Consider the following 14529-nt stretch of genomic DNA (forward strand, 5'->3'; position numbering starts at 1 on the left):
TAATGTCCAGCAAAAGTCTCGGGCTTGAGCTCTCCCCCGCCGGGTTCAGCTTTGCTCTTGCGAGCGGTGGGAAACTCCCCCGCGTGGAGGCGGGGATCTCCCTGCCGTTTGCGCCGGGGATGCTGACCCTGTCCCGCCGCGAGCCCAACATCACCGACGCCAAGGGGTTCGTGGCCCAGTTGAAAGAGGCCCACCTGCGCCTGCTCACCAGGGAGCGCGCCGTGAACGTCTCACTCCCCGACGCCGTCGGCCGCGTGGTGCTCCTTGAACTTGAGGCGCGCTTCAGGAGCCGCGAGGAGGGACTGGACGTGATCCGCTGGAAGCTCAAAAAGAGCCTCCCTTTCGACGTCGGCTCAGTCCAGCTTGACTACCAGATTCTGGAGGAGAAGGAGAACGGCGCCGTTTCTCTCCTGGTCTCCCTGATCTCGCGTCCGGTGGTGACCCAGTACGAGGAGCTGCTCGTGGAAGCGGGGCTCGAGCCCAAGCTGATCGACTTCACCTCCTTCAACCTCTACCGTCTCTTTACCCCGCGCCTGGACCTCGCCGAAGACGGTGCCTTCGTTTCCTACTACGAAGGGACCATGACGGTGCTGATCTTCAACGGCGGCGTGCTGAACTTCTACCGCAGCAAGGACGCGGCCGGGGAGGTGCAGCACCTGTTTCGCGAGGTGAACAGCTCTTTCCTGGTTTACGGGGACCAATTCCCCGGACAGGCGGTGAGCGAGGTCTTCTGCATGGCATCCCCAGGGGATGCCGAGTCCTTCCGTGCGCTCGTCGCGGAAGCGAGCGGCATGGAGCCGGTACTGCTCGACCTGGAGCGCATGGTGCGCCAGGGTGCGACCCTTGGGCTGGACCGCCCCGGCATGCACGCGCTGGCCGGCGCCCTCGGCGCCGCGCTTAGGAGCCTTTAACATGAGACTCACCATCAACCTCGCCACCAGGCGCTACGTCAACAAGCGCCAGCTGAACGCGGTGCTGGCAGTCTGCTTCGCGGTCGCCGCGCTGCTGCTCGTCTACCTCGTGCGTGAGGTCGCCACCAACCAAGCGGAGATCAACAGGCTCAAGGGACAGATGGCCGCGGCGAGCCGCGGGCCTGCGGGTGCTCCCCCCATCCCGGCGGCGCAGATGGGCGAGCTCGATGCAAAAATCGCCTTCGCCAACACCTTGATCGATCGCAAGACCGTGAACTGGGTGGGGCTTTTGGACAAGCTGGAGCAGGTGGTGCCTGCCGGGGTCATGGTGACCCTGGTCGATCCGTCCGAGCAAACGGGAGCGGCAGAGAAAGTGAAAGAAACGAAGGGGACGCAGGCGATCAAGGTCTCCGGCGTCGCCCTTAGCTTCGCGCACCTTCGCGCGCTGCTGGAGAGCATGGAGCGGACGCCCGGCTTTTCCGACGTCCTTCTTTTGAACCAGGGCGAGTTGAAGGTGGACGACTCCCAGCGCGGTTACACCTTTTCCATTTCCTGCAAGGTCAGCTACTGATGAACTTCCAGACGATACTCGACATGATTGCCGCACGGCGCAACGCGTTTGCCTTTCTGGCGTTTCTGCTGCTGATCGCCGGAGGGGTCGAGGCCTACCTCGCCACCTCCCAAAGGCCGGAACTTGCCAAGCGTCAGCAGGAGTGGTTCGCCAAGCGCGACGCCCTCGCCCGCGGGGAGACCGAAGCCGATGCCACACGGTACCAGCGCGGCATGCACGACCTGGAGCAGTTCCAAAAGCTCCTTATACCGAAACGCGATTTTGCTGCCGCCTTGACTCGAATTTACGAGACCGCCAGCCGCAACTCCCTGTCACTGCAAGGCATTTCCTACAAGCCGGGAAAGACGGTCAAGGGGACGCAGGTACTGCCATACGTCGTCTCCTTTCAGGTGAGCGGGAAGTACGGAGCGGTCAAAAAGTTCCTTGCTGAGATGGGGCAGTTTCCGGATATGGTGACGGTGGACAGCATGTCGATCGGCAACCCGAAGGTCACCCAGGAAAAGGTCGATTTGAAGCTCCAGACTACGGTCTATCTGCTTACGGAGGGGGCATGAACCGCCAGAAACTTGCGCTTTTCCTTCTGTTGATAGCCCTGATCGGTGCCGTGGCCTACGCTTTCCTACGTTCTCCTAGGCAGCAAGAAGCCGTCGTCCTCAAGAACCGGCCCGGGGCAAAGGCCACCGCGATACGCAAGGAGCCGGGGGCGCAGAAAACGGCGCCGGTTCCTGCCGGAGTGGTGCGTCTGGACCTGTTGCATGGAAACATCGCCGGGGCCGGCGCTTACCGGCGCAACATCTTCGCCCCGCTTTTCAGGGAAGCGGTAAAGCCCGGGACGCTCAAACTCCCGCCGCCACCGCCGCCGCCCCAGAAACTACCTCCGCCGCCTCCCCCGGTTGCCACGCCGGTGCCGCCGCCACCGCCGCCGCCACCGACACAGGCGCAAATGGACGAGACGGAACTTGCGAAGATCGTCTTTCTTGGGTTCCTCAAGAAGGGGGGGGAACGTACCGTGTTTCTCTCCAAAGGGGGGGCGATCTTCGTGGTCAAGAAGGGGGGGCAGGTTGGCCCCAAATTCAGGGTCGCCGACATTACCGATGACGCCATCACGATAAAATCGGTCGATTCCGACCGGCAGATGGTGATACCGCTGGTAGAGAACAGGTCGCTCAGCACGCGCCGCAAGTAACCAGGCCTCAAGGAGCAACTGCATGCATAGACTAAGATCGATCTCAACCCTCATGCTGGTTACCGTGGCCCTCTCCGGCTGTGCCGCGGGACGCACAGCTTTCAGCAAGGCCGAGCAGCTCGAGCGCGAAGGGAACCTGGACGGTGCGCTGGTAAAGTACGCCGAGGTCGCCTCCGCACATCCCGACAACGGCGAGTACCGGGTCAAGCTCCTCAACGTGACCGCTTCCGCCGCCAGGGTCCACTTCAAAAAAGGGGAGACCTTCTTCGACAAGAAGAACTACGACGAGGCCGTGCGCGAGTTCCAGAGCGCCTTCGCCATGGACCCCGGTTACGTGGAGGCGAAGCTGCGCGCCGAGCAGGCGCTGAAGCTCAGGAACGCCCAGACCTATCTGCAGGAGGCGCTGGACTTCGAGAAGGAGCACAAGCTGCGCGACGCCATGATCTCCTTCAGGCACGTGCTGCAGTTCGACCCTGAAAACGGCCCGGCGAAGGAGGGGCTGGACCGCATCCTCCTCACCAAGAAAAGCAAGCTGGACGGGTTCGATCTGAATCTCAAGTCGACCAAGCCGATCACTTTGAAATTCAAGGACGCGAAGCTCAAGGACATCTTCTCCATCCTGACCCAGCTCTCCGGGATCAACTTCGTCTTTGACGACGCGGTGAAAGACGTCAACATTTCGCTGCACCTGGAAAACGGGAGTTTCCAGCAGGCCATGGAGCTTTTGACCGGTTTGCAGAAGCTGGACAAGAAGGTGCTGAACGAAAGCACCATCATCATCTATCCGAAGACCCCGGACAAGCAGAAGCAGTACGAGGAGCTCTTCCTGCAGACCTTCTATCTGAACAAGCTTGACGCGAAAAAGGCGGTCAACCTCGTGCGCACCATGCTCCAGGTGAAGAAGATCTACGTGAACGAGGAGGCCAACGCCCTGGTGATCCGCGACACCCCGGAGGTGATCGAGGTGGCGCGCAAGATCCTGGAGGCGAACGACGTCCCCGACGCCGAGGTGCTTCTCGAGGTTGAGGTGTTCGAGCTTTCCAAGAAGGACTCCGAGACCTTCGGCATGCTCCTTTCGCGCTACGGGACCTCGATGGGAGTCACCACCCCAAGCGGCAAGTTCTTCTCTGACTCGCTGAGCACCACGGCGACCACTTCCGCCACCACCGGGACCACTACCACCGTCGCGGATACGAGCAGCCTGCTCAACCTGTTCCGGGTGAGCGGCTACAACGGTTACATCACCATCCCCAACGCCACCTTCAACTTCGGCAAGACCATGGCCAACGGCGAGACCCTGTCCAATCCGAAGATCAGGGTGAAGAACCGCGAGAAAGCGAAGTTCAACGTGGGGACCCGCGTGCCGATCACCACCACCTCCTCCACCTCCACCGGCACCAGCGTCAACGTCCAGTACGTCGATGTCGGTGTCAAGGTGAACGCCGAGCCGACGATACAACTGAACAACGAGGTCGCCATCAAGCTGGGCCTTGAGGTCAGCTCGATCCTGCAGCGTGATACCGTCGGTACCGACCAGGCGACCACCGTGGTCACCATCGGCACAAGAAACCTCGACACGGTGCTGTCGTTGAAAGACGGGGAGACCAGCATCATCGGCGGTCTGATCCAGAAGAGCAAGACCGACAGCAAGGACAAGGTCTTCCTGCTGGGAGACATTCCGATTATCGGATCGCTCTTCTCGAATACCGACAAGTCGAACGACAAGAACGAACTGCTCCTGGCGATCACGCCGCGCATCGTGCGTGGGGTCTCGGTGCCGGACACCGATGTGGCGGCCTTTTGGTCCGGCCGCGAGGACGATCCGTCCACGAACAAGCCTTACCAGTCCTTCATCGAACCCGAGTTCGTGCCGCAGGACGCGGCTCCGGCTCCGGCCAAACCGGCCCCGGCGACGAAGCCCGCACCCGCGCCGGCTGCGGCTTCCGCTCCTCCCCCGGTCGCGGCACCGGTCCCAGCCCAGGTCCCTTTCGATGAGCCGAACCCGGAGGACAACCCTGAGCTTCTCCAACCGGTGAACCTGGCTCCCGAAGCGCCTGCGGCCCCGGTTACCGCGCCGGTCGCTCCCGTGGCCCCCGCAGCACCCGCGGCACCGGCGGCTCAAGAGACGCCCGCCGCCCCGGTAGCGGCCGCCCCGCTGGCCAAGGCGCTGCTCGCTTTCACGCTGCCCCCTTCGGTTAAGATCAACGACCAGTTCACCGTGCAGGTGACCGTGGCGGATGTGCCGGGTCTTGAGAGAGCGGTGTTCGTTGTGAACTACGACCCGAAGGTGCTCGAGCCGGTTGCACAGTCGGAAGGCCCGCTGCTGGAGCAGACCGGGAAACCTGCCTCCTTCCAGTCCTACGCCGACAAAAAGAAAGGTGAGGTCTGGATTTCCGGCACGAAAGGGGAGGGGACTCCTGCCAACGGCGCGGTGGCCCTGCTGACCTTCAAGGCGATAGCGAAGGGGAGCACCGCTCTTTCCTTCTCCAACACGAGCTTCACCGGCAAGGGGGGAGCTGCGATCACCGTCACCCCTTTCAAGTCGGTAGTGGAGGTAAAATAGCCCCTCGGGCTTTTCATCATGCGGAAAACCCTGGCAGACAATCGAGGACTTAGCCTGATCGAGCTGGTGGTGACCATGGTCATCCTCACCTTACTCGCTTCGCTGATTCTCCCTTCGGCGCAGTTGGCCTCGAAGAGGACGAAGGAGCTTGAGCTGAGGAGGAGCCTGCGCGAGATGAGGACCGCCATCGACGAGTACAAAAAGAACCACGAAAAAGTGCAGTCGGAGCAAAAGACCCTGCCTGGTGTGGAGGGGTTGACGACTCACTACCCCAAGACGCTGCATCTGCTGGTTGAAGGCGACGATTTCGGCGGGCTGGTCAAGGAGAAGAAGAAGTTCCTCCGCCGCATTCCCAAGGACCCTTTCTATACTGGCGACGGGGATGACGATACCGTGTGGGGGCTGCGCTCCTCCCAAGACCCGCCCGACAGTACCAACTGGGGTAAGGAAGACGTCTTCGATGTGTACTCCAAAAGCGACGGGGTCGCGATAGACGGCACGAAATACAAGGAGTGGTGACCTCATGTTGAAGAGGATACTCAATACAAAACGGGGCTTCACGCTCATAGAGCTGATGATCGTCGTCACCATCGTCGGCATCCTTGCGGCTATGGCGGCTCCCAACTACCAGTGGGGCATCATCAAGGCGCGTGAGGCCGTGTTGAGGGAGGATCTCTACAACTTCCGCACCACCATCGACCAATACTACGCTGACCAGGGGAAATACCCGGAATCGTTGCAGGAACTGGTGGACAACAAGAACAAGTATCTGCGGGAGATCCCCAAGGACCCCTTCACCAAATCTAAAGAGACCTGGGTGGTGAGTGCCCCCCCTGCGACGGAGACCACCGACGGCGCCGCAACGGGAGGCGTCTACGACGTGCACAGCGGCTCCACGCTGATCGGCAGCGACGGCGTCCCGTACAACGAGTGGTAGCGGAGAGGCTTTCAGACGATGATACAGATGCATAACGTTTTCATGTCGTACCAGCCGGAATCGAGCGCGCTGGCCGATATCAACCTCAAAATCCCCAAAGGGGATTTTGTTTTTTTGACCGGGCAGTCCGGAGCTGGCAAATCCACGCTCTTGAAGCTGGTCTACGCCGACCTCACCCCCACCCGGGGGCAGGTGCTCATCGACGGGGTCAACCTGACCAGGCTCTCGCGGTCGCAGATCCCCATGCTGCGCCGCTCCATAGGGGTGGTCTTCCAGGACTACAAACTCCTTCCGAACCGCACCGTACTCGAGAACGTGGCGATCACGCTCGAGGTGCTCGGGTGGGGCAAACGCGACATCGGCAAGAAGGTCTTCCACATACTCAAACGCATGGGGCTAGAGGACAAGGTGAACGCGACGCCGCTCAGGCTCTCCGGGGGCGAGCAGCAGCGCGTAGCCCTCGCGCGCGCCCTGGTGAACGACCCGAAGATCCTCGTGGCTGACGAGCCTACCGGTAACCTCGACGACGAGAACAAGGAAGCGATCCTCTCGATCTTCAAGGAGGCCAACAACCGTGGGACCACGGTGGTCGTGGCGACCCACGACAGGCGCGTCATCGAGAACTCCCATCGCACGGTGATCCGGCTGGACAAGGGGCGGATCGTGGAGGTGCCCGATGTCCAAGGGTAACAAGGGGGCGGTGCGCCCGAAGCTCGAACAGGAAGGGTTCTTCGGCAGGTTTTCCTACTTCTCCAGCCGCGCGGTGGCGAATCTCAGGCAAAACGTCTTCGTAAGTGCGGTGACCGTCGGGACCATCGCCCTTGCGCTTCTCATCGCCTCGCTATTTCTCCTGGTGTATGTGAACCTGGATGGGATGGCGCAGGGGTGGAGCGACAAGGTGCAGGTGACCGCCTACTTCGATCAGGAACCCGCGCCGCTTGTCGTGGCCGCGCTGAAGGGGAGGGTGCAGGCACTCCCCGGCACCGCGAAGGTGATCTTCGTGAGCCAGGCCGAGGCGGAAAAACGGCTCAGAAGCCGCCTGAAGGGGCAGGAATCGCTCCTCGAAGGGATCACCCAGGAGGTGCTCCCGGCATCGCTCGAGATCCGCCTCGACCGTGAGCACCGTGACAACGATTCGGTTGCCGCCTACGTCAGGAAACTGAAGCAGATCCAAGGAATCAATGAGGTGCAGTATGGCGAGGAGTGGGTGCAGCGCTTCAACTCCTTCATGAACCTCTTCCGGCTCATGGGGGGGCTGCTCGGCGCCTTCTTGACCATCACCGTGCTCTTCATCGTCTCCAACACGATAAAGCTCACCATCTACGCGAGGAAGGACGAACTGGAGCTTTTGGGCCTTGTGGGAGCGACCCGCTTCTTCATCAAGGCCCCCTTCCTGATCGAGGGGGTGCTGCAGGGGGCCGCCGGCGCGGTGATATCGCTTCTGGCGCTGCTTGCCTGCTACTACACGTTCCTGAAGAACGCCGGTGATTTCCTCGGCATCAACCCGGCCTCGGCCGGACTCTCCTTCCTCCCCGCCACGCACCTGGCCGGCATCGTCGCCGGCGGGGTCCTGCTCGGCTTTATAGGAAGCGCCACCTCGCTCAAAAGGTTCATCAACGTCTAGCATGCGCCTACTAACTGCCATAAACCTGCTCATGCTGGTTCTCGCTCTGCCGCTTTTAAGCTACGCCGGCGCGAAGGAGGACCTGCAGGACATCAAGAAGCAGATCAAGGAGAAGAACCGCCTCATCACGAAGACCCAGAAGGTGGAGACCAAGGTCTCGGGTGAGCTGGTGCAGATCCAGAAGTCCCTCGCCGAGAAGCAGTCGACCCTCGTGGCGCTCGGGCGTGACCTGGCCGTGGTCGAGAAGGGGGTGGACCGCACCCTCCAGGACATCGAGAAGGAGCGTCAGGAGGCGGAGCGCAAGAAGGCCCAGATCAACCGCCGTGTCGCCGCCCTCTACAAGGGGGGGGACACCGGGAACCTGCGTGTCTTCTTCTCCTCGGAATCCTTTCCGCAGATGAGCGAAAACCTGCGCTACATGCGGAGCATCCTGCAAAACGACAAGAAGCTCTTCCAGCAGTACAACGACAACGTACAGCGGCTGAACAAGCTTAAACAGCAGCTGGAGCAGGATGCGGCGCGTAAGGAAGGGATCCGCCGCTCCATGGAAGCGAAAAAGCGCGAGATCGAGCAGGAAAAGAGCCGCAAGGCAACCTACCTCGTCAAGGTGCGGCAGGACAAGCAGGGGTATCTCACCTCGCTGCAGGAGCTGCAGGCCAATGCGGCGCGCCTGCAGAGCATGATCCGGAAGCTTGAAGCCAAAAGTAGAAAAGCGTATAGTGCCAAAGGTCGTTCCAAGGGTAGCGAGGGGAAACAGCCCGGGGTGACCGCCAAGGCGACGCCCGTCCCCGGTCGCGGTCTCGGGGCGCAGAAGGGGAAACTGTCATTGCCGGTAAGAGGCAACATCGTGGACCGCTTCGGCAGGCACAAGCACCCCGACTTTGACTCATTCACGGTCAGCAACGGGATTTCCATCCAAGCCCCAGCCGGCAGTGCCATTCATGCCATCGACGACGGCGAGGTGATTTTCGCGAACTATTTCAAAGGGTATGGTAATATGATCATCGTCGATCATGGAGAGGGCTTCTTCAGTCTCTACGCACACGCCTCATCGATCGCGAAGAGAGTCGGCGCCAAGGTCACGAGAAACGAGGTACTTGCGAGTGTGGGTGATGTCGATTCGACGAAGGGACCCATGCTTTATTTCGAGATCCGCTACCAGGGAAAACCGGTTGACCCGTCCCCCTGGTTCAGATAAGCAGGGTATCGCAAGAGAAAAACTCAGGGAGGCAAAATGTTCAAGGGCAGCAAATTCAAGAAGACAACCCTGTTTGTCACTACCGTTGCACTGCTGACGCTGGTCATCGCGTTCGGCGTACAGCGCAGATGTGCCGCCCAAGGGGGCGGAAACGATTATCAGTCCATCGAACTGTTCACCGACGTCCTCGCCATCGTGAAGAAGAGCTACGTCGAGGAAGTAGACACCAAGAAGCTCGTCTACGGTGCCATCAACGGCATGCTGAGCTCGCTCGATCCGCACAGTTCCTTCATGCCTCCCGAGACGTACAAGGAGATGAAGATCGACACCAAGGGCGCCTTCGGCGGTCTGGGGATCGAGATCACCGTGAAGGAAGGCATCCTCACCGTCATCTCCCCGATCGAGGACACCCCCGCCTTCAAGGCCGGGATCAAGGCGGGCGACCAGATCCTCAAGATCGACGACAAGTACACGAAGGACCTGACGATTACCGACGCGGTGAAGAGGATGCGCGGCGTTAAGGGGACCAAGGTCACCCTCACCATAATGCGGGAAGGGTTCGACAAGACGAAGGAGTTCGTCCTCGAGCGCGACATCATCCAGGTGAAGAGCGTCAAGTACAAGGTGCTCGACGACGGTTACGGCTACGTCAGGATCTCCCAGTTCCAGGAGAAGACCGACGACGACCTCGAGAAGGCGCTGCAGGCGCTGCAGGCCGACAAGAAGGTGCTGAAGGGACTCGTGCTCGACCTGAGAAACGACCCAGGCGGGCTCCTGGACCAGGCGGTCCGTGTCTGCGAGCACTTCGTACCGGAAGGGAAGCTCATCGTCTATACCGAGGGGCGCGAGAAGGATTCCCAGATGCGCTTCACCTCCAGGAAGAGCCACAAGCAGGGCGAGTACCCGATCGTGGTGCTGATCAACAGCGGCTCGGCCAGCGCTTCCGAGATCGTGGCGGGCTGCCTGCAGGACCACAAGCGTGCCGTCATCATGGGGACCCAGAGCTTCGGCAAGGGTAGCGTGCAGACCATCATCCCGCTCTCCGACAACTCGGGCTTGAGACTTACCACCGCGCGCTACTACACCCCGAGCGGCCGCTCCATCCAGGCCAAAGGGATCACCCCGGACATCGTCGCCGAACGCGTCGAGATCGCCTCCACCGGCGAAAAGCGCGAAGGGATGCACATCCGCGAGAAGGACCTCGAGAACCACTTCGAGAGCGACAAGAAGGACGACCAGGACGAGAAGACGGCGAAGCCCGCCCCCTATAAGACCGACGAGATGATCAAGAGCGACTCCCAGGTGCTGCGTGCCCTCGACCTCTTGAAGGGGTGGGAGATCCTCAAGACCATGGGAAAACTCCCTTCCTAGGGGTAAGGACGATCTGGAACCACAAAAAAGAAGGGGTAGCATGGCGCCGCCCCTTCTTTTTTTTTGCCACAGCAAGGCGGTGTAACCGGCTCAGCCGTTCTCTTGACACCCGCCTCCGTGCTGCGTAGAGTAACCCGGGTGCGGCAGTCACCCAAAGCAGTCGAGGTCAGCCATGATGATACAGACTCTCTCGCGTGTGCTTCTTTTTCTTTCACTCACCCTCCTTCCCGTTCCAGCTCTAGCCTTGCCGATCCTCTCCATCTCATCGCCCGGGGCTGACGGTGTCTTCGTGCTCTACGGCGCACAGATGTCCGGCGTCGCCGGTCTCGACGTGACGGTAAGTTTCGACGCTGCGACACTCAGCAACCCTCGGGTGACCATGGGAAGCCTCGTTTCCGGGATGATGAGTGCGGCGAACGCGGGTACTCCGACCATCCGCATGGCCATCGTCGGCACCAAAGAGCTGAGCGGCAGTGGTGTCATCGCCACCATCGCCTTCGATCGTACCGGGAGTTCTCCCGGAAGCATCACCCTGCTTACCGCGAGCCTCATCGATGCCGCGGGGAAGAAGGTCGCCATGGCCTCACCCATAGTCACCAATCCCCCACTGCCGTCGACGTCGGACAGTGCAAGCGGCGACGGCCAGACCGGAGGGAGCTCCGGGAATAGCGGTGGAAGCGGAGGAAGCGGAGGAAGCGGAGGAACCGGGACCGGGACAGGAACAGGAACGGGGACAACAGGGACAGGGACCACAGGAGAAACGTCCGGCTCGGGCGTGGGCACGCCCAAAACGGGTGGATACGTCGGTGGTACGCTCACCATGCCGGGGCAGGATACGACAGGCCAGGAGACCACGACGGGGCCAATCACCTCTGGAGACGATTACTCCTCCGCGCAGGAGTCGCAGAGGCGGGTACGGACCAAGAAGGGACAGCCGGACAACGTTGAACCTCAGCTCGAGCCACGGCCTTCGGACGAGCGCGGGGGGGCATCGACCGCCAACGGGAAGCCGGCCCAAGTCGTGGAACCGGTCAAGATCGAAAGCGTGCTGGCCAAATTCAAGGATTTCAAAGGGGAACGCACCCCGGCCAACCTGACGGCGCTCTTCGCTCCGACGCAACAGACGCAGTACACCCAGGTCCCGGCGGTGGTGCTGGCGGACGGCAAGGCGACGGCCACGCTGCATGTTTATATCAACGTGGGCGACGCGACCCCCAGGTTCAGTTTCGCCGACTGCAGCTATGTTTCCTACGGCCGCATCGAGAAGGGGTGGGAGATCCAGGCCCGCCCCGACCGCGACGCGGTGAGCGCAAGCATCGCGGTGCTCTACAACGGTCAGAGACAGGAATTCCCGCTGGTGGTGGCCCCTGCGGTTCGGCTTGCCAAGAAAGGTCAGAAAAAGGTCACCGAAGCAGACTTCCAGCGCTTCCTCGCTGATCGCGGCACCGATTCTGCACCGCACTTCGACTTGAACAAGGACGGCAAACGAGACTACGTCGATGATTACATCTACACGGCGAACTACCTGGTGCAGACAGATCAGGTCAAATAAAAGCACAAGCAACAGTTGTTTTCTGTTTCAGCACTGACACAGATGCCCTCCAGCCCATTAGCCGGAGGGCATCTGTCGTTGCGGAGGGGCTTTTCAGTTGCCGCACCGTCGACGATGTTGTATACAAAAACTGCTGCGATCATTTCACACATGGGAGGAACAGATGTTGAACCTAAAAGACGGCAGTCTTTTTCAGCAACTCTGCTTCATCAACGGTGCCTGGACTGCGGCCGACAGCGGTGAGACCATCGACGTAACCAACCCGGCAACGGGAGAGAAGCTCGGCACCATACCGAAAATGGGAGCGGCCGAGACACGCCGCGCCATAGAAGCGGCGCAAGCCGCACTCCCCGCGTGGCGCGCGAGGACGGCCCAGGAGCGCTCCGTCATCATAAGGCGCTGGTCCGAGCTGATGCTGGAGCACCAGGAGGATCTGGCGGTACTGATGACCGCCGAGCAGGGCAAGCCGATTGCCGAGGCCCGCGGCGAGACAGTCTACGCCGCCTCCTTCCTCGAGTGGTTCTCCGAAGAGGGGAAAAGGATTTACGGCGACGTCATCCCCTCGCACCAAAGCGACAAGCGTATCGTCGTCCTCAAGGAGCCGATCGGGGTCTGCGCCGCGATAACCCCGTGGAACTTCCCTTCCGCCATGATCACCCGCAAAGCCGGGCCCGCGCTTGCCGCCGGCTGCACCATGGTCGTTAAGCCTGCGACGGCGACACCTTACTCGGCCCTCGCTGTAGCCGAACTCGCGCGGCGTGCCGGCGTGCCGGACGGGGTCTTCTCCGTCGTCACCGGTTCGGCGGCGGGTATCGGGGGCGAGATGACCGCGAACCCGCTGGTCAGAAAGCTCACCTTCACCGGGTCGACCGAGATCGGTAAGAAGCTGATGGCCGACTGCGCGGGGACGGTGAAGAAGGTCTCCATGGAACTGGGCGGCAACGCCCCCTTCATCGTCTTCGATGACGCCGATCTCGACGCCGCGGTGGAAGGAGCACTCATCTCCAAGTACCGCAACACCGGCCAGACCTGCGTCTGCACCAACCGCTTCCTTGTGCAGGACGGCATCTACGACCGGTTCTCCGAGAAACTCGCCGCCGAGGTTGCCGCGATGAAGGTGGGCGACGGCCTGAAGGGAGAAACCCAGCAGGGGCCGCTCATCGACATGGCTGCGGTGGAGAAGGTGGAGGAGCATATCGGCGACGCCCTCGCCAAGGGGGCGCGCGTGGTGACCGGCGGCAAACGCCACGCCCTTGGCGGCTCCTTCTTCGAACCGACCGTGCTCGCCGACGTCTCACCGGATATGCTGGTCGCGCGGGAAGAGACCTTCGGGCCGGTGGCCCCGCTGTTCCGGTTCAAGACCGAGGAGGAGGCGATCCGTCTTGCCAACGACACCGAGTTCGGCCTCGCCGCTTACTTCTACAGCCGTGATATCGCGCGGGTGTGGCGGGTGGCGGAGGCGGTCGAGTACGGCATCGTCGGCATCAACACCGGCCTCATCTCCACCGCCGTGGCTCCCTTTGGCGGGGTGAAGGAGTCCGGTGTCGGTCGCGAAGGATCCAAGTACGGCATCGAGGACTTCCTCGAGGTCAAGTATCTCTGCATCGGCGGGATAAGATAGCTGCGCAGAGAAGCAGGTAAACCATGACCGAGGTGCTTCAATACAACGACGGGAAGGTGCTGCGCGGCGAGATCGATGTCGTGCGGGAGTTCCCCCTGGTTCTCAGGGTGAACGACCGGGAATTGGTTACCCTGGTTGCGTCTCCGCACGACCTGCGCTTCCTGGTGGCCGGCTTCCTGAGGCTCCAGGGGTTCGTCGCTTCGGCCGATGATTTTCTGGTCCTGAGCGTTTGCAACGACTACGGCATCGCCAACGTCCGTATAAAGGGGGAGCTCCCCCATGAACTGAAGCCGGTGCTCACCTCGGGGTGCGGCACCGGCGTTACTTTTTCCCTGCCGCAGGGCAGGCAGGCTTCAACCCCGCGCGGCGGTATCGCGGTCGGTGCCGTCTTCGAGCTGATGAGGCAGCTCGCCCAGACCTCGGACCGGTACAAAAGCCATGGCGGCCTCCACTCCGCCGCCATCGGGGACGTGGAAGGAAGGCTCCTTCTGCACGCCGAAGACCTCGGCAGGCACAACACTATCGACCGCCTGGCGGGGGAGGCTTTGCTTAAAAGGATTTCTCTCGAAGGCACCATCCTCGCCACCTCAGGCCGCGTCTCGACAGAGATGGCCGCGAAGGCGGCGCAACTCGGTATCGCGGTCGTCGTATCCCGTACCTCGCCCACCGACATGGCGGTGCGCATCTGCGACGAAAGCAGCATTACGCTGATCGGCTACCTGCGCGGCGCCAAACTCACCGCATATACCCATTCCGAATATATTTTATTTTCTTAATATTTTCACTCCGCACACCGCTAAACACCTCCGCTGATTCCAGATAAAACGCCATAGTAACAGTCTTTTCACACGGATCTGCGCCATGTTACAGGCACTTTCAACAATTGACAAAGCAGGGTAAAAATTGTATACAGTATCCGTTCAAATGAAGTACCAGCTGAGAGAAGAGTTATCATAACTTCCGTAAATAGCTGCACATTATCTGGAGGAGGAATC

At 61.1% G+C, this 14529-nt stretch carries 14 protein-coding genes; all 14 read left to right on the plus strand.

Annotation, left to right across the window (positions count from 1 at the left end):
* Positions 1–2: 2 nt before the first annotated feature.
* A complete protein-coding gene (gene pilM, locus E8L22_RS17590) occupies positions 3–911 on the plus strand; it encodes a type IV pilus biogenesis protein PilM (RefSeq protein WP_246044763.1) in 909 nt (302 codons plus the stop codon).
* 1 nt (position 912) lies between these two features.
* Positions 913–1482 carry a PilN domain-containing protein gene (locus E8L22_RS17595; RefSeq protein ID WP_136526438.1) on the plus strand — a complete coding sequence of 190 codons (570 nt, stop codon included), beginning with the start codon at positions 913–915 and terminating at the stop codon, positions 1480–1482.
* The gene (gene pilO / locus E8L22_RS17600; protein WP_136526439.1) at positions 1482–2036 is read left to right on the plus strand and encodes a type 4a pilus biogenesis protein PilO; all 555 of its coding nucleotides are present in this window, start codon (positions 1482–1484) and stop codon (positions 2034–2036) included. The genes E8L22_RS17595 and pilO overlap by 1 nt, the downstream gene beginning before the upstream one ends.
* Positions 2033–2668 (plus strand): type II secretion system protein PulP, encoded by a 636-nt coding sequence (locus E8L22_RS21415; protein ID WP_162604867.1) that lies wholly within the window; start codon positions 2033–2035, stop codon positions 2666–2668. Before pilO ends, E8L22_RS21415 begins: the two co-directional genes overlap by 4 nt.
* 22 nt (positions 2669–2690) lie before the next feature.
* Complete coding sequence (locus E8L22_RS17610) at positions 2691–5231, plus strand: cohesin domain-containing protein (RefSeq protein ID WP_136526440.1); 2541 nt, start codon at positions 2691–2693, stop codon at positions 5229–5231.
* 18 nt (positions 5232–5249) lie between these two features.
* Positions 5250–5750, plus strand: coding sequence for a type II secretion system protein (locus tag E8L22_RS17615; RefSeq protein WP_136526441.1), 501 nt, complete (start codon positions 5250–5252; stop codon positions 5748–5750).
* Between the two features lie 4 nt (positions 5751–5754).
* Positions 5755–6168, plus strand: coding sequence for a type II secretion system protein (locus E8L22_RS17620; protein ID WP_136526442.1), 414 nt, complete (start codon positions 5755–5757; stop codon positions 6166–6168).
* A gap of 18 nt (positions 6169–6186) precedes the next feature.
* The gene (gene ftsE, locus E8L22_RS17625) at positions 6187–6858 is read left to right on the plus strand and encodes a cell division ATP-binding protein FtsE (protein WP_136526443.1); all 672 of its coding nucleotides are present in this window, start codon (positions 6187–6189) and stop codon (positions 6856–6858) included.
* Positions 6845–7792, plus strand: coding sequence for a permease-like cell division protein FtsX (ftsX, locus tag E8L22_RS17630; protein WP_136526444.1), 948 nt, complete (start codon positions 6845–6847; stop codon positions 7790–7792). Before ftsE ends, ftsX begins: the two co-directional genes overlap by 14 nt.
* A gap of 1 nt (position 7793) precedes the next feature.
* On the plus strand, positions 7794–8990 hold the full coding sequence (locus tag E8L22_RS17635) for a murein hydrolase activator EnvC family protein (RefSeq protein ID WP_136526445.1): 1197 nt from the start codon (positions 7794–7796) through the stop codon (positions 8988–8990).
* Positions 8991–9026: 36 nt separating this feature from the next.
* Positions 9027–10361: a S41 family peptidase gene (locus tag E8L22_RS17640; RefSeq protein WP_136526446.1), complete on the plus strand. Its 1335-nt coding sequence runs from the start codon at positions 9027–9029 to the stop codon at positions 10359–10361.
* A gap of 172 nt (positions 10362–10533) precedes the next feature.
* Positions 10534–11913, plus strand: coding sequence for a cohesin domain-containing protein (locus E8L22_RS17645; protein WP_136526447.1), 1380 nt, complete (start codon positions 10534–10536; stop codon positions 11911–11913).
* 163 nt (positions 11914–12076) lie between these two features.
* On the plus strand, positions 12077–13534 hold the full coding sequence (gene gabD / locus E8L22_RS17650) for an NADP-dependent succinate-semialdehyde dehydrogenase (protein WP_136526448.1): 1458 nt from the start codon (positions 12077–12079) through the stop codon (positions 13532–13534).
* A 23-nt stretch (positions 13535–13557) separates the two neighbouring features.
* Positions 13558–14310 (plus strand): formate dehydrogenase accessory sulfurtransferase FdhD, encoded by a 753-nt coding sequence (gene fdhD, locus E8L22_RS17655; RefSeq protein ID WP_136526449.1) that lies wholly within the window; start codon positions 13558–13560, stop codon positions 14308–14310.
* Positions 14311–14529 lie beyond the last annotated feature (219 nt).

The organism is Geomonas ferrireducens, from assembly GCF_004917065.1.
Classification (GTDB): domain Bacteria; phylum Desulfobacterota; class Desulfuromonadia; order Geobacterales; family Geobacteraceae; genus Geomonas; species Geomonas ferrireducens.

What these genes read in the sequence shown, in the direction of transcription:
- E8L22_RS17635 (WP_136526445.1), top strand. Translation starts at nt 7,794, where the DNA reads ATGCGCCTACTAACTGCCATAAACCTGCTCATGCTGGTTCTCGCTCTG.
- E8L22_RS17640 (WP_136526446.1), top strand. Translation starts at nt 9,027, where the DNA reads ATGTTCAAGGGCAGCAAATTCAAGAAGACAACCCTGTTTGTCACTACC.
- fdhD (WP_136526449.1), top strand. Translation starts at nt 13,558, where the DNA reads ATGACCGAGGTGCTTCAATACAACGACGGGAAGGTGCTGCGCGGCGAG.
- E8L22_RS21415 (WP_162604867.1), top strand. Translation starts at nt 2,033, where the DNA reads ATGAACCGCCAGAAACTTGCGCTTTTCCTTCTGTTGATAGCCCTGATC.
- pilM (WP_246044763.1), top strand. Translation starts at nt 3, where the DNA reads ATGTCCAGCAAAAGTCTCGGGCTTGAGCTCTCCCCCGCCGGGTTCAGC.
- E8L22_RS17595 (WP_136526438.1), top strand. Translation starts at nt 913, where the DNA reads ATGAGACTCACCATCAACCTCGCCACCAGGCGCTACGTCAACAAGCGC.
- gabD (WP_136526448.1), top strand. Translation starts at nt 12,077, where the DNA reads ATGTTGAACCTAAAAGACGGCAGTCTTTTTCAGCAACTCTGCTTCATC.
- pilO (WP_136526439.1), top strand. Translation starts at nt 1,482, where the DNA reads ATGAACTTCCAGACGATACTCGACATGATTGCCGCACGGCGCAACGCG.
- ftsX (WP_136526444.1), top strand. Translation starts at nt 6,845, where the DNA reads ATGTCCAAGGGTAACAAGGGGGCGGTGCGCCCGAAGCTCGAACAGGAA.
- ftsE (WP_136526443.1), top strand. Translation starts at nt 6,187, where the DNA reads ATGATACAGATGCATAACGTTTTCATGTCGTACCAGCCGGAATCGAGC.
- E8L22_RS17615 (WP_136526441.1), top strand. Translation starts at nt 5,250, where the DNA reads ATGCGGAAAACCCTGGCAGACAATCGAGGACTTAGCCTGATCGAGCTG.
- E8L22_RS17620 (WP_136526442.1), top strand. Translation starts at nt 5,755, where the DNA reads ATGTTGAAGAGGATACTCAATACAAAACGGGGCTTCACGCTCATAGAG.
- E8L22_RS17645 (WP_136526447.1), top strand. Translation starts at nt 10,534, where the DNA reads ATGATGATACAGACTCTCTCGCGTGTGCTTCTTTTTCTTTCACTCACC.
- E8L22_RS17610 (WP_136526440.1), top strand. Translation starts at nt 2,691, where the DNA reads ATGCATAGACTAAGATCGATCTCAACCCTCATGCTGGTTACCGTGGCC.